This is a genomic window from Streptomyces coerulescens (assembly GCF_042657965.1).
Taxonomy (GTDB): domain Bacteria; phylum Actinomycetota; class Actinomycetes; order Streptomycetales; family Streptomycetaceae; genus Streptomyces; species Streptomyces coerulescens.
Genome location: NZ_JBHSKM010000002.1, coordinates 133,647 through 154,056, shown reverse-complemented (window position 1 = coordinate 154,056; position 20,410 = coordinate 133,647). Strand labels below are relative to the sequence as shown.

Below are 20,410 nucleotides of genomic sequence, written 5' to 3'. Positions count from 1 at the left end.
CCCCCGAAGGTGGCGTCCGCCCACTCTCCCCGGCGCCGGACTGTGGACTGTCCCGTCCGCGCGCGTCAGCGGCTCCGTGCCGTCACCAGCACATGACCGCCGTCTCCCCCGAACCCCAGCCGGCATAGAGGCGCACCCGGACGAAATAGCGGCGGCCCTTGACGAGGCGCGCCTTGAGCGTGGCGTTGTGCGGGGTGCCGCCGTCGTCCTGGCCGGAGAGGTAGCGCGGTTCGCCGTCGCGTTCCTCGAAGACCACCACGACCGTGTCGCTGTCGCCGAACGTGCCCACCGTGTACTCGCGTGTCTCCGGCGGCTCGATCACGAAGTCGGCCTGCTCCGCCGGGCCGAGTCGCAGCGGAACCGAGCGGAAGGGCACCAGCTCGCGCGGGCCGGGCGGCTCGGTCGGCGGGTACCAGCGGCGGACGAACTCCTTGTCGGCCCGGGACAGCACACCCGGCGGGTTGAGGCCGCCGCGGAACTGCTCCGGCTCCAGGATCAGCCCACCCGAGAAGGGGTACTCCATGATCGACTGCGGGTCCCAGACGGAGCCGTTGACCTCGTTCGCGTCCAGCTTGCGCAGAATGTTGAAGAACGTCTTGTCCCGGCTCCAGAAGTTCGGCGGGCCGGCCAGATCGGCGTACACGGCCTCGTCGTCCCAGTGAATGCCGGCGAACGGGCTCTGGTGCTCGTGCAGCATGCCGAGCGCGTGCCCGATCTCGTGCAGGGCCGTCCCGCGCTCCCCGGGCACCGTCAGGTCCCAGCCGAAGTTCATGGTGCGCTCGTTCAGACCGACCTGGAGCGCGTCCTTGCCGACGGTCGACCAGGAGCCGTCGCCCACCTGGAACCCGATGCGCAGCTCGGCCTCCGACCGGTCGCCGACCTCCACGAACGACAGCCCGACGCCCAGGCCCTGCCACTCCTGGAAGCACTCGCGCACCACTTCGCGCTGCTCCTTCCCGCCGACCCACGAGACATGCCTGCTCTCGCCGGTCTCCGGATCCGGGATCGAGGATCCGTCGGAGTCCCGGTCGAAGAAGTGGTAGTGCAGCACGGTGCCGTTGACCCACATACGGCGACCGCAGATGAGCGCACTGAGCCGCTCGGCGGCCAGCCCCGGCGCGAAGGCGGGGGCCGACTGCTGCGCGAGGGAGCAGTAGCGAGCGGTCATGCGGACAGGCTGCCGGTGAGCCCGCCGTCCGCGCTTGAGTCGGGGGCTACTCAAGTACCCGTGTATCAGAAGTGAGTCACCGTGCTCCTATTGCCGTGACGACCTACGTACGCGATCCGAAGACCCTGGAACTGCCCTGGCCGTTCACCGGCCGGGAGGACGAACTGGAGCTGGTCCGAGGGGCCCTGGCCGCGGGCCGCAACGGCATCGTGATCACGGGCCCGGCCGGCAGCGGCAAGACCCGGCTGGTGGCCGAGGCCGTCCGTGGCACCGACTGCGCCCGGGTGGCCGGCACCCCCGAGACCCGCCGTATCCGCTTCGCCGCGTTCGCGCACCTCGTCCCCGAGTCGGCCTCCCTGCACGGCGCGCTCCAGCATCTGTCCGGCGTACGGCTGCTGCTGGTCGACGACGCCCATCTGCTCGACGACGCCTCGGCCGCCCTGGTCCACCAACTGGCCGTGCACGGCCGCACCCGGCTCCTGGTCGTCACCACCGACGGAGCCTCCGCTCCCGGCGCGATCTCCCGACTGTGGACCGGCGAACTCCTGCCCCGCCTCACCCTGGAGCCGCTGCCCCGGGAGGACACCGCCCGGCTGCTGGCCGCCGAGGCGGCGGGCGCCGGCCTCGACCCGCTCACCGTCAACCGGCTGCACCGTCTGTGCCGCGGCGACCTGCGCCTCATGCGCGACCTGACGGGCGCGGTACGCGAACACGCCCTGCTCACCCGCGTCGAGGAGACACAGGAGTGGGCGTGGCGTGGCCCGGTGCCGATGACGCCGACGGTCCGTGAGCGCACCGCGCATGTCCTGGAGCGCACCTGCGCCGAACAGCGCGGGATCCTCGAACGCCTCGCCTTCGCCGAGCCGTTGCCCCTGGATCTGGAGACGGACCGGCTAGACCTGCGTGCCCTGGAACCCCTGGAGGCCGACACGCTGGTCCACGTCGACGACCGCGGTGCCGTCCGCCTCGCCCACCCCTTGCACGGCCCGGTGCTGCGGGCCGCGGCCGGCCGGCTGCGCGCGAGGCGGCTCTCCCGCACGCCCGAGCAGTGCGGCCCCGCCCTGGACGCCGAACGGGACGAGCTGAGCCGCCGCATCGAGCGGGCGGACGTACGGCAGGCGCCGGCGCCGGTGGGGGAGTGGCTGGTCGCGGAGGGCGCGCCGGTGCCGGCCGGATACGCGGCCGTACGGGCCCGGTTCGCGCGGCTGCGCGGTGAGCTGCGGGAGGCGGCGGCCTGGGCGCGTCAGGGGCTGCTGGACGGCGCCGAGGACCCGTCCTGCCGCCGCGAACTCGCCCTCGCCACCGCGCAGTCGGGCGATGCCACGACCGCGCACGAGATCCTGGGTGGCCGCCCCCACGGGGGTGGGGCGGTCACCCGGCCGAGGGCGGCCCGCGACGACGCCGGCGGGTCGACCGGGGTGACCGGCGCAGACGCGTACGACGCAGCGGGGTCGACCGGCGTGACCGGCGCCGACCCGTACGACGCAGCCGGGTCGATCGGGGCGATCGGGGCGATCGGGGCGATCGGCGGAGACGCTTACGACGCCGTCCGCCTCGGCGATCCCGAGCGCGCCGCGGGCCGCCTGACGGGTGTCTTCGCCGAGCACGCCGACGCGCTCGCCCGCGCCGACGGTCCCGCGCTGGACCAGGTGGCCCGACAGCTCCAGGAGCGCGGCTTCCTGCTCTTCGCGGCCGAGGCGCACGCCCAGGCCGTACGGGCGCACCGCGACCCGCGCGCCGCCCGCACCTCACGCATGCGTGCCGTCGCGCTGGCCCGCCGCTGCCAGGGCGCCCGTACCCCCGCCCTGTCCGGGTTGGTCCTCGGCGAACTGACCGCCCGGCAACGGCAGATCGTGACGCTGGCGGCCACCGGGCTGAGCAACCGGCAGATCGCCGAGAAGCTCACCCTGTCCGTACGCACCGTCGGCAACCACCTCTACAGCGCCTACGCCCGCCTCGGCGCAGGCGACCGCGGCGCACTGCCGTGGCTGGTGCAACTGCCGGACGCCCAGCCGGCGTGAGCCGGTCGACCGAGGCCGGGTCGATGAACGGCTCAGGCCGCTCCGAACGCGGAGAACGCCCAGCCTGTCGCCCGATGCAGCGCATCACCCGGCAGAGCCGCCCGCGCGTCGCGCAGCGCCTCGGCGAGGGACAGCCCCTGGCTGAGTCCCTTGTGCAGCGCGAGCATCAGCGGCACCACCGCGGCGTCGTTGACGGGCGCCGTGCACGCCACCACACCCGCCGTGCCGAGCGGCAGCAGCGCCGTGACCAGGCCGAGCAGCTCGTCGGCGCCGACGGAGGCGAACCGGGCGGTGTCGCAGCAGGACAGGATGATGCGGTACGGGCTGCGGGCCAGGCGTTCGAAGTCGTGCACGATCAGCGGCCCGTCGGCCATCCGCAGCGACGAGAACAACGGGCCGTCCGCGCGGAACGTGCCATGGGCGGCGATATGGGCCAGCGCCGCGCCGTCGAGCTCCTCCAGCACCTGCGGGACGCGGGCGTCGGCGTGTTCCAGGACGACGGCACCGCCGTACCGGCCCGCCAGATGGGGCACTTCCGCGCCGCCGGTCGCCAGACCGGGCCCACGCACCAGTACCTGGCGGCCGCCCGGCGGTGGCTCGGTGTCCCGGGCGCGCAGCCAGCCGCTCGCCGACGGCGACACGCTGAGCACCCGCTCCCGCAGCGACGGCAGCAGGGCCCACGGCACCCGGTGCAGCCGGGCGGGCGGAACGACCACCACAGGGCCGTCCCCGAGCTGGGCCGCCGCCGGGCCGAGCAGCAGTTCCTCCAGGCGCCGCCCCGCCGCCTCCACCACCGGCATCCGAGCCTCCGCGCCCGGGTGGGCCAACCGGCGCAGCCCCGCCTGCACGTGCTCGGCCTCGGTCTCCGCCTCGGCCAGCAGCCCGGCCTCGTACCGGCGCACCCGGCCCTGACCGCACAGCAGCACCTGCACCCGCCCGTCCAGCACGGCGAGTTCGACCAGCCGTATGTCGTCGCCCAGCCGCTGAAGCAGCCGGCCCGGTTCGAAGCGGTGGCCGTCGCCGGGCGTGTCGCCCCGCAGATGCAGGGTCCGGGACCGGATCTCCCGCTCCAGGCGCCGCTGTTCACGCTCCAGGGCCGGCACCGGACGTGCGTCGCGGCGGGCCTCCTCGGCACGCGCCGCGATCTCCCGGAAGGCGGTCAGGTCGCTCAGCAGCTCCGGGTCGGCCGGCGGCCGGGTCGGCGGTGTCGACAGCGCGGTGGCCCGCCAGCGCTCGCTCCACACCAGCAGCCTGCGCGGGCTGCCGGAGTCGCGGCTGGCCTGCTGGGCCAGGGCGGCCAGTTCGGCGCCCTGCGCGGTGGCGCGGGCCCGGAGCTCCGTGGCGCCCAGCGTCATCCGATGGGCGTCGAGCACGTCGAGGCCGCGCCGGCACGCCTCCAGGACACCGCGCCCGGACCCGGCCGCCTGCGCTCGCAGCGCCTGCGCCGCCCAGCCCGTCATCCGCGCCAGCGGCGGCCCGCTGCGCCTGCTGCGGGCGGCGACGACCAGATGCCGCTCGGCGTCCGCCCGCCAGCCCAGGGTGAGCGCGATCCGGCCGGCGAGCAGCGAGGCCTCCGGCGCGGCCGGCGCGCCGAAGGAGGCCAGCCGGTCGGCGACCGCGGCCGTGTCGGCCACCAGCCGCCCCGAACTGCGCCCGGCGGCCACCCGCGCCTCGATCAGCACCAGCCGGGCGTGCGTCTCCCACCAGGTGCGCCGCTGCCCGGCGAACAGCCGCACCGCCATGTCGGCCCGGGCTATCGCGGTGTGCGCGTCGCCGGCCAGCCGGGCGGCGGACGCCGCCGCCAGGAGCAGCTCCGCCTTGCGGGTGGACTGGCCGCCGATGCGGTCGAGGACGGCGATCGCCGCGTCGGCCTCGGCCAGCGCCTCCGGGGCCAGGCCGGCCGCCATCAGCACCTCGCAGCGGCGGATGTTCAGCATGAACGTCGGGGTGCCGAGCTTGGCGTAGCGCTCCTCCGCCTCGTCCAGCAGCCGCAGCGCCACCGGGATGTCGCCCGACCGGAACGCCGCGAGACCCCGGCTCTCCACCGCGTCGGCCTTGTCGTGCTCCTGGCCCGTGGTGTCCCACAGGGCCTCGGCCGCCGTGAAGTCGGCGTCCGCCCGGTCCACCGCGCCGAGCGCCAGATGCACGGTCGCGCGCAGCGTCAGCGCCCGCGCCGTCCAGATGACGTCGTCCACCTGCCGCAGCACCGGAATCGCCCGGCGCACGTCCTCCAGCGCCTCCCGGTGGTGGCCGAGGACCCAGCGCGCGTAGGCACGGCGGAACAGCACCCGGGCGCGTGTGTGTCCGCTGCCGCGTTCGATCCCGCGCTCCAGCGCGGCCAGCCCCTGCTGTGTGCGCCCCGCATGCACCAACGCGACCCCGAGCGCCGCCAGGACGTCTGCCTCCCGGTCGGCGGAATCCGCGCGTGCCGCGAGATCCCGGGCGCGCCGCAGATGGTGCAGGGCGATGCGCATGTCGCCCCAGTCGCGCTGCCAGATGCCGATCACCTGGTGGGCGACGGAGGCGTGCAGGGGCGAGGGATCGGCGTCGAGCAGCCCCTCCGCCCGCGCCAGCGCGTCGTTCGGGGCGGCGAACACCATCGGCAGCAGTTCGAGAACCGATTCGCTTCCCGCTGTCACTCCACGGATGGTAGTTGCCCCGGAACCGTGCCACACGGGTTTGGCGCTGTATCAATCAGCGACCTCGTGGCTCAATTTGACGACCGTCGCCTCAGCGGGAGGACACGCCATGGCACCACAGCGATTCCACGAGCAGTTCGAGCAGATCCAGCGCTCCATGCCCGACGTCCCCCTCGCGATGGGACCGGACGACTCCGCCGAGTTCATCTACGAGAAGGGTTATGTGCTCGTCCGTGACGGCGAGGACGCCCGTGTCGTCGAGGACACCGTGCGCGCGCACTTCACCGCCGAGCCCGACCTGGTGCAGGACCATGTGCGCCGGGCGAGCCCGCAGACCAACCGCTCGGGCATCACCCGTATCCAGGTCGGCGACCCCGGCGAGGGCGACCGCGCCGGCGACCGCCCCGTGGCGCACGCCCTGCGCGCCCTGCGGGAGTCGGAGGGCCGGGCCGGACGCCGGCTGGTCAGCCGCAACCACCTGGTGTCGATCGCCGTCAACTCCTGTCCCGGCGACGAGCCCGCGCCCGTCGCCCGGACCGAAGGACTCAACCCGTCGCCGGCCGAGGGCAGTTACGACGAGGACAGCGCGATCGGCGTCCTGGTCGTCGACACCGGGCTCATGCGCGACTTCCGGTCCTCCCCGCTGCTGGCCCACACCGACGGCGACGCACAGATCAAGGAGTGCGACGACGACGGTGTCCTCCAGCAGTACGTCGGCCACGGCACGTTCATCGCCGGGCTGGTCGCGGCCGTGGCGCCCAACACGGGCATCACCGTCCGCAACTCGCTGAACGACGCGGGCGCCATCCTGGAGTCCGAGTTCGGCGAGAAGCTCTTCGAGGCCGTCGACGCGGGCGGCTGGCCCGACATCCTCAGCCTCTCCGCGGGCACGTCCAACGGCCGCACCGACGGCCTGCTCGGCATCGACGCCTTCATGCGGGAGCTGCGCGACCAGCGCACCCTGCTCGTCGCGGCGGCCGGCAACAACGGCAGCGCCACGCCCTTCTGGCCCGCCGCCTACGCCGACCAGCCCGACTACCAGGACGTCGTGCTGTCGGTCGGCGCGCTGCGCGGCGACGGCGAGTTCGGCGCCTGCTTCAGCAACCACGGCCCCTGGGTGAAGGTGTACGCGCCCGGCGAGCGCCTCACCAGCGTCCTCACCGGCTTCGACACGCCCGTGCCGTACATCTACCAGCACTCCACCTACGACACCTGCCGGTACGGCTTCGGCTACGCCTGCACCTGTGTCTCCCCGCGCCACACCGGCGTGCTGAGCGAGCAGGGCGGCTCCACCAAGCCCGACCAGGTGATGTTCGAAGGGCTCGCGCACTGGAGCGGCACCTCGTTCGCCACCCCGCTGGTCGCCGGTCTGATCGCGGCCCACATGAGCGCACAGCAGGAGAGCGACCCGAGGGTCGCCCGCTACAAGATGCTCGCCGCGAACTCCGGTTACGCGGAGGTGCGGGGGGCGCACGTACCGGCGCTTCGCCCCGGGACCTGGCGTCCTGTGCCCGTCCTGCCCCCGGCTCCTCGGTCATGAGGGTCGGAACCATCCCCTCCGCGGCGTACGATGACTTGCCGTACACGAGGGGTGGGGCTGTGGACCGTGCAGATGTCGGCGCGTTGGTCCAGTCCGCCGTCGACGGCGACGCGGCGGCCTGGAAGGCGCTCGTTGAAGGGCTGAGCCCGCTGGTGTGGTCGGTCGTGCGCGCACACCGGCTGAGTGACGCCGACGCCCATGAGGTCTACCAGACCGTCTGGTTCCGCTTCGCCCAGCACCTGGGGCGCATCCGGGAACCCGAGAAGGCCGGGTCCTGGCTCGCGAGCACCGCGCGGCACGAGTGTCTGAAGGTGCTCAAGAGCTTAAGGCGACTGACCGTGACGAACGATCCCCAGCTGCTCGACCGGGTCAGCGAGGACCGTACGCCCGAACAGTCGGTGCTGGACTCGGAGGAGGCCGCCGCCGAGTCCGAACGCATCCGCTGGATGTGGCAGGAGTTCGAGGAACTCGGCGAACGCTGCCGCCAGTTGCTGCGTGTGCTGATGGCCTCGCCGCCGCCCAGCTACCAGGAGGTGTCCGCCGCACTGGGCATCGCCGTGGGCAGCATCGGGCCGCTGCGGCAGCGCTGTCTGCGCCGGCTGCGGGCCCGACTCAACGCGCGGGGGGCGCTGTGAACGACGACATGCACGACGACATGACGGGCGAGGAACCCCCCGCCGACGACGGTTTCGACATCGAGCTGCTGGAGGAGGAACTCCGCCAGGCCGCCACCATCCTGGACCCGGTACCGGCCCAGTTGCGCCGGCTCGCCGTCGAGGCGTTCGCGCTGCACGACCTCGACGCCCGGATCGCCGAGCTGACCTTCGACTCGGTCGAGGACGCCATTCCGGTCAGAGGCGCGACGGACGTGCCGCGGATGCTGACCTTCCGCGCGGGCGAGGTGACCGTCGACGTGGAGGTCTCCGCGCAGGGGCTGATGGGGCAGGTGCTGCCGCCGCAGCAGGCGCGTATCGAGGTGCTCGGCGGCCCGCAGACGGCCACCCCGGTCGTCGCCGACGACATGGGCCGCTTCACCAGCGACGCCCCGCCCAGCGGCCCGTTCGCCCTGCGGCTGCGCACCGGCGGGGAGGTCGTCGTCACGGAGTGGCTGCGGGCCTGATCCACGGGGTCAGCGAGCGGCGGCGTCCACCAGAGCCGCCAACGCCCGCGTGAGCCGGGCGAGTCCGGGACCCGCCGGACCGCCCGGCTCCGCCATGTACGTGTCCCGGCGGATCTCGATCATCAGGGCGGAGACCCGGGGCTCGGTGCCGTAGAACCCCAACGGCACGTAGGTGCCGCTGAACGGGCTGTCCAGCCCGGTCTCCCCGCACTCGGCGAACGCCTCGCGCGCCGCGTCGAGCAGCTTCGCGGGCGTGTGGAAGGGATCGCTGCCCAGGCAGACCGGGGGCCGCGGGCCCTCGCCGTGCAGCTCGTAGGGGAGCGGGGCGGTCGGATAGGAGTGCAGGTCGATGATCACCGCCCGCCCTGTGGCGGCGAGCCGGTCGGCCACGGCGTCCGTCATGGCCCGCGCGTACGGCCGGAAGTACCGCTGGATGAGGGGCTCCGGGTCCGAGTCGGCGGGCCGTAGCTCGGCGAGATGCGTGGTCCGGGTGTATACGGCGCCCATGCCCACGGCGAGCATCTCCTCCCGCTCGTCGGGGAACCGCTCCGGGTCGACGACCAGCCGAGCCAGCCGATTCACGAACCGCCACGGCCGACTCTGCGCCACCCCGGCCGCCGCCTCGGCCAGTTCCTCGGTGTGCGCGTCGACGATGTGATCCAGCTCCCGCTCCAACGCCTCGTCGTCCAGCAGAATGCCGGCACGGACCGCCGGAGGGATCTCCCGCGCGGAGTGCGGTACATGCAGGATCACAGGGGAGTCGTCGGCGCCCGGGCGCCACTCGAAGGACGGCGCGGCGAAGGTCATGACGGCTGCTCCCGGGGGTTGTCAGTGGCGTGGTGCACCATCACAGCATGAGCATGAGCATGAGCATCAGCAACGAGCAGGTGATCGCGCACCCGTTCCTCAAGGCGCTGTACAGGGACGACTACTACCCCGACGCGGTGGTGGACCGGGGCAAGGGCATCCTGCTGCGGTTGTGCGAGCGCATCGAGGCGGAGCGGCCCGCAGGGCTGCCCGAGCTGTACGCCCTCACTCATGCCGCCACCGACGAGTTCAACGCCCTCCAGGACGAGTTCTGGGCCGCCGGCAGCGAGATCGAGACCGTGGCCCGCGAGGAGATAGGCGAGGACTTCTGGTTCGTGGCCGGCGCCTACGGGTTCACGGACGCCGACCACGAGGAACTGATCGCCACCCGGGACTGGTGACACCGATGACCGTCCACGAGCTGTCGCGGACCGACGCCCGCCGGATCGCCGTGCGCGCTCAACTGCTGGACGCCATCCGGCCGGACGGGCTGCTGGACGTCGTACGGCGGCTGACGCTGCTCCAGATCGACCCCACCGCCGCCGTCGCGCCCAGCGCCGACCTCGTCGCGTGGAGCCGGCTCGGCGCTTCGGGCTGCACACCGGCCGACCTGACGGCCGCGCTGGCGGACCGGACCCTGCTGGAACTGCGGGCGATGATCCGGCCCGCCGAGGACCTCGCGCTGTACCGCGCCGAGATGGCCGAGTGGCCGGAACGCGGCACGCCCACCTCCTGGCGCGAGTACCACGGCACATGGGTCGCCGCCAACGACGCCTGTCGTCGGGACATCCTCGACCGGCTCGGCGCGGCGGGGCCGCTGCCCTCGCGCGAACTGCCGGACACGTGCGCGCTGCCGTGGCGCTCCAGCGGGTGGAGCAACAACCGCAACGTCACCAAGCTGCTGGAGCTCATGGTGCAGCGCGGCGAGGTCGCCGTGGCGGGACGCGGCGGCGGTGACCGGCTCTGGGACCTCGCCGAGCGGGTCTACCCCGACACGCCCGCGGTCCCCGTGGCGCAGGCGCTGCGCGTCCGGGACGAGCGTCGGCTGCGTGCGCTGGGCATCGCGAGGGCCCGGGGCCCCGAGTGCCAGGTCGAGCCGGTGGACGTGGGGGAGGCGGGGGAGCCTGCCGTCGTCGAGGGCGTGCGCGGCAGGTGGCGGGTCGACCCGGCCCAGCTGGGACAGCCGTTCACCGGGCGGGCCGCCCTGCTCTCGCCGTTCGACCGGCTGATCCACGACCGCAGACGGACCACCGAGCTGTTCGGCTTCGACTACCAACTGGAGATGTACAAGCCGGCCGCCAAACGCCGCTGGGGGTACTTCGCGCTGCCGATCCTGTACGGCGACCGTCTGGTGGGCAAGCTCGACGCCACGGCGGATCGCAAGGCCGGGGTGCTGCGGGTCGACGCGATCCACGAGGACGAGCCGTTCGATGCGGGGGTGACCGCGGAGGTCGGGCATGAGGTTGCGGATCTGGCGGGGTGGCTGGGGCTGGAGCTGGTTCTTCCTCGGTAGGGGGGTTGAGAAGCGCCTTCCGGGGTGCCGCTGTGTGGTGTCTGGCGGGTGCGGCGCCGTTGGGGCCGGTCGCGCAGTTCCTCGCGCCCCTTTTCGGGGCTTCGCCCCGATATGACTCCGCCCCGGCCGGTGTGTAATCGGTCGGGGCGGAGCCGGGGCAGGGCTTGTGCGTCAGCTCAGGGACGCCAAGGCCTCGTTCCACGTGGCCGACGGGCGCATCACCGCTGCCGCCTTGGCCGGGTCGGGCTGGTAGTAGCCGCCGATCTCGGCCGGCTGGCCCTGGACGGCGTTCAGCTCGTCGACGATCTTCTGCTCGTTCGACGTGAGCGTCTCGGCCAGCGGCGCGAAGGCCTTCGCCAGCTCGGCGTCGTCGGTCTGCTTGGCCAGCTCCTGCGCCCAGTACAGGGACAGGTAGAAGTGGCTGCCGCGGTTGTCGATGCCGCCGACGCGACGGGTCGGGGACTTGTCCTCGTTGAGGAAGGTCGCCGTGGCGCGGTCCAGGGTGTCGGCGAGGACCTTGGCGCGGGTGTTGCCGGTCGCGGTCGCGTACTGCTCCAGGGACGGCACCAGCGCGAAGAACTCACCGAGGGAGTCCCAGCGCAGGTAGTTCTCCTTGACCAGCTGCTGGACGTGCTTCGGGGCGGAGCCGCCGGCGCCCGTCTCGAACAGGCCGCCGCCCGCCATCAGCGGGACGACCGACAGCATCTTGGCGCTGGTGCCCAGCTCCAGGATCGGGAAGAGGTCGGTGAGGTAGTCGCGCAGGACGTTGCCCGTGACCGAGATGGTGTTCTCGCCACGGCGGATGCGCTCCACCGACAGCTTGGTGGCGTCGACCGGGGCGAGAATCCGGATGTCCAGGCCCTCGGTGTCGTGCTCCGGCAGGTAGGCGTTGACCTTGGCGATCAGGTTGGCGTCGTGCGCGCGGGTCTCGTCCAGCCAGAACACGGCCGGGTCGCCGGTGGCGCGGGCGCGGGTGACGGCCAGCTTCACCCAGTCCTTGATCGGTGCGTCCTTGGTCTGGCAGGAACGGAAGATGTCGCCCTCGGCTACCGGCTGCTCGAGGACCACGTTGCCCGCCCGGTCGACCAGACGGACCGTGCCGGCTGCCTTGATCTCGAAGGTCTTGTCGTGGGAGCCGTACTCCTCGGCCTTCTGCGCCATGAGGCCGACGTTCGGGACGGAGCCCATGGTCGACGGGTCGTAGGCGCCGTTGGCACGGCAGTCGTCGATCGCGACCTGGTAGACGCCCGCGTAGGAGGAGTCCGGCAGCACCGCGAGGGTGTCGGCCTCCTGGCCGTCGGGGCCCCACATGTGGCCGGAGGTGCGGATCATGGCGGGCATCGAGGCGTCGACGATCACGTCGGACGGCACGTGCAGGTTGGTGATGCCCTTGTCGGAGTCGACCATGGCCAGCTCCGGGCCCTCGGCGATCTCCGCCTCGAAGGACGCCTTGATGTCCGCGCCGTTCGCCAGCGCGTCCAGGCCCTTGAGGATGCCGCCCAGACCGTCGTTCGGGGACAGACCGGCGGCGGCGAGGTCGGCGCCGTACCGCTCGAAGGTCTTCGGGAAGAACGCGCGCACCACGTGACCGAAGATGATCGGGTCGGAGACCTTCATCATCGTGGCCTTCAGGTGCACGGAGAACAGCACGCCCTGGGCCTTGGCCTCGGCGATCTGCGCGGTGAGGAACTCGCGCAGCGCGGCGACGCGCATCACGGAGGCGTCGACGACCTCACCGGCGAGGACCGGTACGGACTCGCGCAGGACGGTGGTGGTGCCGTCCGCGGCGACGTGCTCGATCTTCAGCGCGCCGGCCTCGGAGATCACGGTGGACTTCTCGGTGGAGCGGAAGTCGTTCTCGCCCATGGTCGCCACGTTCGTCTTGGACTCGGAGGTCCAGGCGCCCATGCGGTGCGGGTGGGACTTGGCGTAGTTCTTGACCGAGGCGGGGGCGCGGCGGTCGGAGTTGCCCTCACGCAGGACCGGGTTCACGGCGGAGCCCTTGACCTTGTCGTAGCGGGCCTGGATGTCCCGCTCCTCGTCGGTCTTCGGGTCGTCCGGGTAGTTCGGCAGCGCGTAGCCCTGGCCCTGGAGCTCGGCGATGGCCGCCTTGAGCTGCGGGATCGACGCCGAGATGTTCGGCAGCTTGATGATGTTGGCGGCCGGGGTCTTCGCCAGCTCGCCCAGCTCGGTCAGCGCGTCCGGGATGCGCTGGTCCTCGGTCAGGTACTCCGGGAACACCGCGATGATGCGGCCGGCCAGCGAGATGTCACGCGTCTCCACGGCGACACCCGCCTGCGAGGCGTACGCCTGGACCACCGGCAGGAAGGAATACGTCGCCAGGGCCGGGGCCTCGTCAGTGTGCGTATAGATGATGGTCGAGTCAGTCACCGGGTGCTCCGCTCCACGTCTGCAACATTGCTCGACATCAAGATATCTCGTGATCGACCTCAGCTCGACAGGGGTCCGCACACAGGTGCGGGATGTCTGCCGCTGTCTGCGATCCACGCAAACGGATGGACCTCCTCCATGCAACCGGATCACGTGATCCACGGTCATGTAGAGAGATCACCAGTCACAGGGAGATCACCGATCCGGCGACCGGCGCTGACCACCCGGCCGCCCGAGCGAAAGCGGACCATGAGATATCGCAGCAGAGTGACGGCCCCCGCGGCCGCCCTGATCGGCACGGCGGCGGCCCTCGCCGCCGCCCCTTCCGCCCACGCGGCACCGACGCGCACGGGGACATCGGCCGCCAAGACCTCCGGCACGCCGGGTTCCGAGACCCTCGGCGACACCGTCTACCCGGCCCTCGGCAATGACGGCTACCGCGTCTCGGCCTACCACCTCGACTTCTCCTACGACGCCACGACGCGGCTGGTCGACGCCACCGCGACCCTGAAGATCCGCACCACCCAGGCCCTGTCCCGCTTCTCCCTCGACTCCCTCGGCCTCGACATCCGCTCCGTCCGCGTCGGCGGCCGTACGGCGACGTTCGAGCAGGTGGACGAGAAGCTGCGCATCACGCCCGCACGGACGCTGCCGAACAAGTCCAGGGTGACCGTGTGTGTCGAGTACTCGGCGGACCCGCGCCGTTTTCCGCAGCCGAACACCGGCTGGGTCGACACGCTGGACGGGTTCGCGGTCTGCTGCCAGCCGAACTGGGCCCACACCGTCTTCCCGTGCAACGACCACCCCTCCGACAAGGCCGATTTCACGTTCCGCATAACCGTCCCCGACGGCCTGCGCGGCGTGGCCACCGGCCTGCTCATACGCACCGAGAACCTCACCGGCGGCCGTACGGCATACACCTACCGCTCCCGCGAGCCCATGGCCACCGAACTGGTGCAGATCACCGTCGGCGACTATGTGATCAAGGACCGGCAGGGCCCGCACGGCCTCCCGCTGCGCGACGTCGTCCCGGTCGCGCGCGCCGAGGCACTGGAACCGGCGCTCGCGCTGACGCCGAACCTGGTCGAGTGGCTGGAGGCGCGGCTCGGCGCCTACCCCTTCGAGACGTACGGTCTGCTGCCCTGCAACTCCGACGCCCCGAACGCCTTCGACTTCACCGGCCTGGAGACCCAGACCCTGACAATCTACAAGCCGAACTATCTGCTCCAGCCGGAGCCGAAGATCGGCTCGCACATGATGCACGAGCTGGTCCACTCCTACTTCGGCAACAGCGTCAGCCCCGCCTCCTGGGCCGACCTGTGGATCAACGAGGGCCACGCGGACTTCTACGGGCTGCTCTACCGCTACGAGCGCGGCTGGCCGGACTCCCTGGGCCTGACCACCATGGAAGCCCGGATGAAGAACACCTACGCCCAGGGCGACCAGTGGCGGCGCGACTCAGGGCCGGTCGCCGCACCCAACGCGGCCAACCTGTTCGACGGCCAGCGCTACCTGGGCGGCGTGCTGGTCCTGTACGCGCTGCGCAACCTCGTCGGCGAGAGCGCCTTCAGCGCGCTGGAGCGCGCCTTCCTCGACCGGTACCGCAACGCCTCGGCGTCGACGGCCGACTACATCGCCGTCGCCTCGGAGGTCTCGGGCCAGGATCTGTCCGGATTCCTCCGGGACTGGCTGTACGGCACGAAGACGCCGCGGATGCCGGGGCACCCGGACTGGACGGTCACGCCGGTGAACCCGGCGCTCGCCGCGCCGCACCGCCGTGAGCAAAGCCGCTCCCACGACAACTCGGCCACCCTGTAGGGGCGTTCGGGCAGATCAGTCGAGGCGGGCGGGGGTCACCTCGTCCGCCTCCGAGGGGATGCGCTGCTGCGGGATGGACAGCGTGCCCTGCTGGATCGCGACCGTGCGGGTGGGCGCCGGGATGCTGATGCCCTCCTTGCGGTAGCGCCGGTGCAGGCGCTTGATGAACTCGTGCTTGATCCGGTACTGGTCGCTGAACTCGCCGACGCCCAGGATGACGGTGAACCCGATGCGGGAGTCGCCGAAGGTGTGGAAGCGGATGATCGGCTCGTGGTCCGGGAGGGCGCCCTCGACCTCGGCCATCACCTCGCCGATGACCTCGTTGGTCACGCGCTCGACATGGTCGAGATCGCTGTCGTAGGCGACACCGACCTGGACGAGGATCGTCAACTCCTGCTCGGGACGCATGAAGTTGGTCATGTTCGACTTCGCGAGCTCCCCGTTGGGGATGACGATCAGGTTGTTGGAGAGCGCGCGCACGGTCGTCTGGCGCCAGTTGATGTCCTCGACGTAGCCCTCCTCGCCGCTGCTCAGCCGGATGTAGTCACCGGGCTGGACGGTCTTGGAGGCGAGGATGTGGATGCCCGCGAAGAGGTTGGCGAGCGTGTCCTGAAGGGCGAGCGCGACCGCCAGACCGCCGACGCCCAGGGCGGTGAGCAGCGGCGCTATGGAGATGCCCAGCGTCTGGAGCACCACCAGGAAGCCGATGGCCAGGACCAGGATCCGGGTGATGTTCACGAAGATCGTGGCCGAACCGGCGACGCCGGGACGGGACTGCGTGACCGAACGCATCACCCCGGCGATCCCACGGGCCGCCGCCAGCGTGACGACGAAGATGAGCAGCACGGTCAGCACCTGATTGACGTTGTGCTGGACCGTCCTCGTCAGCGGCAGCGCCGCGCCCGCGGACGCCGCGCCGCCGAGGAAGGCCGCCCACGGCACCACGGTCCGCAGTACGTCCACGATGAGGTCGTCGCCGCTCCAGCGGGTGCGGTCGGCGTGCTTGCCCAGCCAGCGCAGCAGCATCCGCAGCAGGAACGCCGCGAGCAGGCCCGCGGCCAGCGCGATACCGGCGATGACCAGATCGTCCACGGTGAGCGCCCGGTTCACCGGTCACCTCCGGGAAGAAGAGCTGCGGCGAATCCCTTCGCCGACGGCCGGATGTGAAGTCTCGTCACGTTGTCACCTGCTCGATTCCGCGATGTGCCGTCGTGCCGGTCACCCCATCCCCCGAGACCGGCACGAGGGCTCATCCTGCCGTATCGGGTACACATGTTCGTGCCGGGATCGTCGGCCGGACGGTCGCATCGACCGCTTTCGGGCATTCTCCCGCGGACTGTCGCCTCCTCGGAGGGCCGAACGGCCGCACGCCGGGGCTCGCTTGGTGCGTGAGCGCGGCACACGGGTCGCACGCCCAGGTGCGTGCTCGGAGAGCGTGCTCGACGATCACTTGGCGAGACGCGTGGCGAGAAGCGCTCTCTGCGCCCTCGTCACATGTCCGTGAAAGAACCGTGCCGCCCGGCGCCGGAGGCGAAGCGGGCCGCGCCCTCCATGCTCTCGGCCAGCACGCCCATGCCGTGCGCGAGTTCGCCGCGGAGCGCGGCCGGCTCGTCCAGTCCGTCCTGTTCGAGCACGGAGGCGCGGTCGGCGCGCAGGCACGCCTGCGGGAACCTCGCGATCACGGCGGCCAGCTCCTCCGCCTCGGCGCGGGCGCGTCCGCTCGGCACGACCCGGTTGGCGAGCCCCATGGCGTGGGCCTCGCGGGCGGTGACCGGCCGCCCGGTGAGGATCATGTCCAGCGCGCGGCTCGCGCCGATCAGCCGGGGCAGCCGTACCGTGCCGCCGTCGATCAGCGGCACGCCCCAGCGGCGGCAGAACACCCCGAAGACGGCGTCCTCCTCGGCCACCCGCAGATCGCACCACAGGGCGAGTTCCAGGCCGCCCGCCACCGCGTGCCCGGCGACCGCCGCGATGACCGGTTTCGACAGCCGCAGCCGGGTCGGCCCCATCGGGCCGTCGCCCTCCTCGGCCACCCGGTTGCCCCGCTCGCTGCCGAGCGCCTTGAGGTCGGCGCCCGCGCAGAAGGTGCCGCCCTCACCCCACAGCACCGCCACCCGCGCCTCGTCGTCCGCGTCGAACTCCCGGAAGGCGTCCGCGAGCTCGACGGCCGTGGGACCGTCGACCGCGTTGCGGACCTCGGGGCGGGAGAGGACGACGGTGGTGATGTGTCCCTGGCGCTCGATACGGACCGGCATGGCAGGGCCCTTTCGCTGGCTCGGACCCCGTACGTTACTGGCCGGTCACTTGACCTTCCAGTGGAAGCGGGCCGTCGGATGCGGCGCTCAGATGACCTTGAAGCGCACCAGCGCCCCCAGCGTCAGCGCCCCCGGCAGCAGCGGCAGCCACACCGTGATGATCCGGTACGCCAGGACCACCGCGGTCGCCACCGCGACCGGGCCGCCGGCCGCCACCAGCGCCACGATCAGGGCCGCCTCGACCGAGCCGAGGCCGCCGGGCGTCGGTACGAGGGCAACGGCCACGGTCGCCGCGAGATACGCGAGGGCCATGTGCGCCGGCGGCACGTCCAGGCCCAGCGCCAGCCCGACCAGGACCAGTCCGGCCGCCTGAAGCGCGGGGAAGGCGATCGAGCCGCCCCACAGCGCCAGCGCGCGGGACGGACGGGTGTGCACCGAGCGCGCCTCGCCCAGCGCGGTGCGCAGGAACGACAGCACGGCGGTGCGCAGCTTCCGGACGAGGGCGAACAGGGCGACGACCACGACCACCACCGCGCCGATGACCAGCAGCAGTGGGCCCCACGCCCCGTCGGGCAGCAGCGGCCCCAGCTGGAGCGCGTGCGGGAAGGCGATGAACAGCGCGGCCAGCAGGCCGACCCGGGCCACGCTCTCCGCCAGCAGATACAGCGCCAGCGCGGCCGAGGAGCGGGCGAGCGGCAGCCCGCACACCGTCATGAAGCGCAGATTGACCGCGCTCGCGCCCAGCCCGGTGGGCAGCAGATGGTTGGCCGAGCCCGCCGCGAACTGCGTGACGAGCAGCCGCAGCCTGGGCAGCCGGTCGACGACGGCCCCCTGCCGCGTCACCGCCGCCGCCACCCACGTCAGGCAGGTGGCGCCGGCCGCGGCGAGGAGCCACGGCCACTTGGCCGTCGCCAGATGCCCGATGCCCTCGGCGAGCACGGTCCGGTGCCGCACCGCTACCAGGATGACGAGGGCGAGCGGAAGCAGCACCAGTATCTGGCGGATCGGGATGCGCCGGAGCAGGCGTCCCGCGTGGAGTCGTACGGCGGTCACACCGGGAGAGGTTTTCCATGCCCCGACAACGGCGGGTTGCGGAAGCGGAGACGGCGTCTTACGGACCGGCTGCGGACGGACACCGATCTTCGCGAAGCCGACGAAATCGACCTCGGCATCGACCTCGGCATTGACCTCAACATTGCTTGAGGTCCTACGTTCCCTCCCATGAGCATGGAGACCACAGCCTGGACCCAGCTGCACAGCGTCATGAACGCGGAGCGGGAGCGCCGCCCGTTCGCCCGCGCCACGCTGCGCCGCATCGGCGCCTTCGCCCGCCCGCACCGCCGCAGGATCGCGCTCTTCGTCGTGCTGGGGATGGTGACGGCACTGCTCGCCGTCGCGACCCCCGTCCTGGCCGGACACATCGTCGACGCGATCGTGACGCGGGGCGACGAGGGCACCGTCGTCCGCCTCGCCCTGCTGATCGCCCTGATCGCGGTCGCCGAGGCGGCCCTCGGGATCCTCGCGCGGCGCCTGTCGGCGGCCCTCGGCGAGAACCTCATCCTCGATCTGCGGACGGCTGTGTTCGATCATGTGCAGCGCATGCCGGTCGCGTTCTTCACACGTACTCGTACGGGAGCGCTGGTCTCCCGTCTCAACAATGACGTGATCGGCGCCCAACGCGCCTTCAGCAACACCCTCTCCGGTGTGGTCAGCAACCTCGTCACGCTGGTGCTCACGCTCGCCGTGATGCTCACCCTGTCCTGGCAGATCACCCTGCTCGCCCTCGTCCTGCTCCCGGTGTTCGTGATCCCGGCCCGGCGCATGGGGCACCGCATGGCCGGGATGCAGCGGGAGGCGGCCACGCTCAACGCGGCGATGGGCACCCGCATGACCGAACGCTTCTCGGCCCCCGGCGCCACGCTGGTCAAACTCTTCGGGCGCCCGCAGGAGGAGTCGGCGGAGTTCGCCGACCGGGCCAGGCGCGTCGCGGACATCGGCGTGCGGACGGCCACCGCCCAGTCGGTGTTCATCACCGCGCTCACCCTGGTGTCCGCCCTGGCCCTCGCCCTGGTCTACGGCCTCGGCGGCTGGTTCGCCCTGCGCGGCACCCTGGAGCCGGGCGCCGTCGTCGCGCTGGCCCTGCTGCTGACCCGTATGTACGCGCCGCTCACCGCACTCGCCGGCGCCCGCGTCGAAGTCATGAGCGCCCTCGTCAGCTTCGAGCGCGTCTTCGAAGTGCTCGACCTCAAGCCGCTCATCGAGGACAAGCCGGACGCGAGGCAGGTCCCCGAGGGTCCGGTGCCGGTGGAGTTCGAGAACGTCCGCTTCGGTTACCCGTCCGCCGACAGGGTCTCCCTCGCCTCCCTGGAGGAGGTGGCCGCGCTCGACACCCGCGGCGGCGCCGAGGTGCTGCACGGCATCTCCTTCCGCGCCGAACCCGGACAGACCGTCGCCCTGGTCGGCTCGTCCGGCGCCGGCAAGTCGACCGTCGCTCAACTCCTGCCGCGGCTCTACGACGTCGACGCGGGCGCCGTACGCGTCGGCGGCGTCGACGTCCGCGATCTGAGCGCCGAGTCCCTGCGCGGCACGCTCGGCATGGTCACCCAGGACGGCCACCTGTTCCACGACACCGTCCGCGCCAACCTGCTGCTGGCCCGGCCCTCGGCGAGCGACGCCGAACTCTGGGACGCCCTGCGCCGCGCCCGCCTCGACGCACTCGTACGGTCCCTGCCCGACGGCCTCGACACCGTGGTCGGCGAGCGTGGTTACCGGCTCTCCGGCGGCGAGCGCCAGCGGATGACCATCGCCCGGCTGCTGCTGGCCGGGCAGCGTGTCGTCATCCTCGACGAGGCCACCGCCCACCTCGACAACACCTCCGAGGCCGCCGTGCAGGAGGCGCTCGCCGAGGCGTTGGAGGGCAGGACGGCGGTCGTGATCGCGCACCGGCTGTCGACCGTGCGGGCTGCGGACCTGATCCTGGTGGTCGAGGCCGGCCGGATCGTCGAACGCGGCACGCACGAGGAACTGCTGGCGGCGGCGGGACGCTACGCCGAGCTGTACCGCACGCAGTTCGAGGAGAGGACCGCGGACAGGACCGAGGTGGAGGCGGTGGCGTAGCGGGCGGCGCGGTCGGCGCGG

At 72.2% G+C, this 20,410-nt stretch carries 15 protein-coding genes; 8 read left to right on the top strand and 7 right to left on the bottom strand.

The window, feature by feature from the left end; translation table 11 throughout:
• Positions 1 to 82: 82 nt before the first annotated feature.
• The gene (gene absR1, locus ACFPQ9_RS02185; RefSeq protein WP_380845568.1) at positions 83 to 1,168 is read right to left on the bottom strand and encodes a beta-glucuronidase AbsR1; all 1,086 of its coding nucleotides are present in this window, start codon (positions 1,166 to 1,168) and stop codon (positions 83 to 85) included.
• Positions 1,169 to 1,263: 95 nt separating this feature from the next.
• Here absR1 and ACFPQ9_RS02180 point away from each other — a divergent pair, with 95 nt between their 5' ends.
• Complete coding sequence (locus ACFPQ9_RS02180; protein WP_380845565.1) at positions 1,264 to 3,189, top strand: LuxR family transcriptional regulator AbsR2; 1,926 nt, start codon at positions 1,264 to 1,266, stop codon at positions 3,187 to 3,189.
• Positions 3,190 to 3,221: 32 nt separating this feature from the next.
• On the opposite strand, the gene ACFPQ9_RS02175 is transcribed toward ACFPQ9_RS02180, so the two are convergent.
• The gene (locus tag ACFPQ9_RS02175; RefSeq protein WP_380848343.1) at positions 3,222 to 5,789 is read right to left on the bottom strand and encodes a CHAT domain-containing protein; all 2,568 of its coding nucleotides are present in this window, start codon (positions 5,787 to 5,789) and stop codon (positions 3,222 to 3,224) included.
• 148 nt (positions 5,790 to 5,937) lie between these two features.
• Here ACFPQ9_RS02175 and ACFPQ9_RS02170 point away from each other — a divergent pair, with 148 nt between their 5' ends.
• Genes ACFPQ9_RS02170 through ACFPQ9_RS02160 form a run of 3 tightly spaced genes read left to right on the top strand, consistent with a single transcriptional unit; the run spans position 5,938 to position 8,488 of the window.
• Positions 5,938 to 7,368, top strand: coding sequence for a S8/S53 family peptidase (locus tag ACFPQ9_RS02170; RefSeq protein ID WP_380845562.1), 1,431 nt, complete (start codon positions 5,938 to 5,940; stop codon positions 7,366 to 7,368).
• A 59-nt stretch (positions 7,369 to 7,427) separates the two neighbouring features.
• The gene (locus ACFPQ9_RS02165) at positions 7,428 to 8,003 is read left to right on the top strand and encodes an RNA polymerase sigma factor (protein WP_380845559.1); all 576 of its coding nucleotides are present in this window, start codon (positions 7,428 to 7,430) and stop codon (positions 8,001 to 8,003) included.
• A 20-nt stretch (positions 8,004 to 8,023) separates the two neighbouring features.
• Positions 8,024 to 8,488 (top strand): hypothetical protein, encoded by a 465-nt coding sequence (locus ACFPQ9_RS02160; RefSeq protein ID WP_380848340.1) that lies wholly within the window; start codon positions 8,024 to 8,026, stop codon positions 8,486 to 8,488.
• Between the two features lie 9 nt (positions 8,489 to 8,497).
• Here ACFPQ9_RS02160 and ACFPQ9_RS02155 read toward each other — a convergent pair whose 3' ends face one another.
• Entirely contained in the window at positions 8,498 to 9,295 is a 798-nt protein-coding gene (locus ACFPQ9_RS02155) for an N-formylglutamate amidohydrolase (protein ID WP_380845556.1), read from the bottom strand.
• Between the two features lie 59 nt (positions 9,296 to 9,354).
• On the opposite strand from ACFPQ9_RS02155, the gene ACFPQ9_RS02150 reads away from it, so the two are divergent.
• Together ACFPQ9_RS02150 and ACFPQ9_RS02145 are read left to right on the top strand one after the other, a co-directional pair.
• The gene (locus ACFPQ9_RS02150; RefSeq protein ID WP_380848337.1) at positions 9,355 to 9,696 is read left to right on the top strand and encodes a DUF5713 family protein; all 342 of its coding nucleotides are present in this window, start codon (positions 9,355 to 9,357) and stop codon (positions 9,694 to 9,696) included.
• Between the two features lie 5 nt (positions 9,697 to 9,701).
• Complete coding sequence (locus tag ACFPQ9_RS02145; protein WP_380845553.1) at positions 9,702 to 10,808, top strand: DNA glycosylase AlkZ-like family protein; 1,107 nt, start codon at positions 9,702 to 9,704, stop codon at positions 10,806 to 10,808.
• Between the two features lie 171 nt (positions 10,809 to 10,979).
• Here ACFPQ9_RS02145 and ACFPQ9_RS02140 read toward each other — a convergent pair whose 3' ends face one another.
• Positions 10,980 to 13,199, bottom strand: a complete 2,220-nt coding sequence (locus tag ACFPQ9_RS02140) for an NADP-dependent isocitrate dehydrogenase (RefSeq protein ID WP_380845550.1) — start codon at positions 13,197 to 13,199, stop codon at positions 10,980 to 10,982.
• 249 nt (positions 13,200 to 13,448) lie between these two features.
• Between ACFPQ9_RS02140 and ACFPQ9_RS02135 the strand changes: the two genes are divergently transcribed.
• Positions 13,449 to 15,017, top strand: coding sequence for a M1 family metallopeptidase (locus tag ACFPQ9_RS02135; protein WP_380845547.1), 1,569 nt, complete (start codon positions 13,449 to 13,451; stop codon positions 15,015 to 15,017).
• A 15-nt stretch (positions 15,018 to 15,032) separates the two neighbouring features.
• Here the strand turns inward: ACFPQ9_RS02135 and ACFPQ9_RS02130 are convergent, their stop codons facing one another.
• The 3 genes from ACFPQ9_RS02130 to ACFPQ9_RS02120 all read right to left on the bottom strand — a co-directional run bounded on the left by ACFPQ9_RS02130 (position 15,033) and on the right by ACFPQ9_RS02120 (position 18,325).
• Positions 15,033 to 16,127 carry a mechanosensitive ion channel family protein gene (locus ACFPQ9_RS02130; protein WP_380845544.1) on the bottom strand — a complete coding sequence of 365 codons (1,095 nt, stop codon included), beginning with the start codon at positions 16,125 to 16,127 and terminating at the stop codon, positions 15,033 to 15,035.
• A gap of 380 nt (positions 16,128 to 16,507) precedes the next feature.
• Positions 16,508 to 17,272 (bottom strand): crotonase/enoyl-CoA hydratase family protein, encoded by a 765-nt coding sequence (locus ACFPQ9_RS02125; RefSeq protein ID WP_380845541.1) that lies wholly within the window; start codon positions 17,270 to 17,272, stop codon positions 16,508 to 16,510.
• Positions 17,273 to 17,359: 87 nt separating this feature from the next.
• Positions 17,360 to 18,325 carry a lysylphosphatidylglycerol synthase transmembrane domain-containing protein gene (locus ACFPQ9_RS02120; RefSeq protein WP_380845538.1) on the bottom strand — a complete coding sequence of 322 codons (966 nt, stop codon included), beginning with the start codon at positions 18,323 to 18,325 and terminating at the stop codon, positions 17,360 to 17,362.
• Between the two features lie 174 nt (positions 18,326 to 18,499).
• Between ACFPQ9_RS02120 and ACFPQ9_RS02115 the strand changes: the two genes are divergently transcribed.
• On the top strand, positions 18,500 to 20,389 hold the full coding sequence (locus tag ACFPQ9_RS02115; protein WP_380848334.1) for an ABC transporter ATP-binding protein: 1,890 nt from the start codon (positions 18,500 to 18,502) through the stop codon (positions 20,387 to 20,389).
• Positions 20,390 to 20,410: the final 21 nt, after the last annotated feature.

Bases quoted from the DNA above. Each gene is read 5' to 3' on its own strand.
- absR1 (WP_380845568.1), bottom strand. From the start codon at position 1,168: ATGACCGCTCGCTACTGCTCCCTCGCGCAGCAGTCGGCCCCCGCCTTC.
- ACFPQ9_RS02175 (WP_380848343.1), bottom strand. From the start codon at position 5,789: ATGGTGTTCGCCGCCCCGAACGACGCGCTGGCGCGGGCGGAGGGGCTG.
- ACFPQ9_RS02170 (WP_380845562.1), top strand. From the start codon at position 5,938: ATGGCACCACAGCGATTCCACGAGCAGTTCGAGCAGATCCAGCGCTCC.
- ACFPQ9_RS02160 (WP_380848340.1), top strand. From the start codon at position 8,024: ATGACGGGCGAGGAACCCCCCGCCGACGACGGTTTCGACATCGAGCTG.
- ACFPQ9_RS02155 (WP_380845556.1), bottom strand. From the start codon at position 9,295: ATGACCTTCGCCGCGCCGTCCTTCGAGTGGCGCCCGGGCGCCGACGAC.
- ACFPQ9_RS02150 (WP_380848337.1), top strand. From the start codon at position 9,355: ATGAGCATCAGCAACGAGCAGGTGATCGCGCACCCGTTCCTCAAGGCG.
- ACFPQ9_RS02145 (WP_380845553.1), top strand. From the start codon at position 9,702: ATGACCGTCCACGAGCTGTCGCGGACCGACGCCCGCCGGATCGCCGTG.
- ACFPQ9_RS02135 (WP_380845547.1), top strand. From the start codon at position 13,449: ATGAGATATCGCAGCAGAGTGACGGCCCCCGCGGCCGCCCTGATCGGC.
- ACFPQ9_RS02125 (WP_380845541.1), bottom strand. From the start codon at position 17,272: ATGCCGGTCCGTATCGAGCGCCAGGGACACATCACCACCGTCGTCCTC.
- ACFPQ9_RS02115 (WP_380848334.1), top strand. From the start codon at position 18,500: ATGGAGACCACAGCCTGGACCCAGCTGCACAGCGTCATGAACGCGGAG.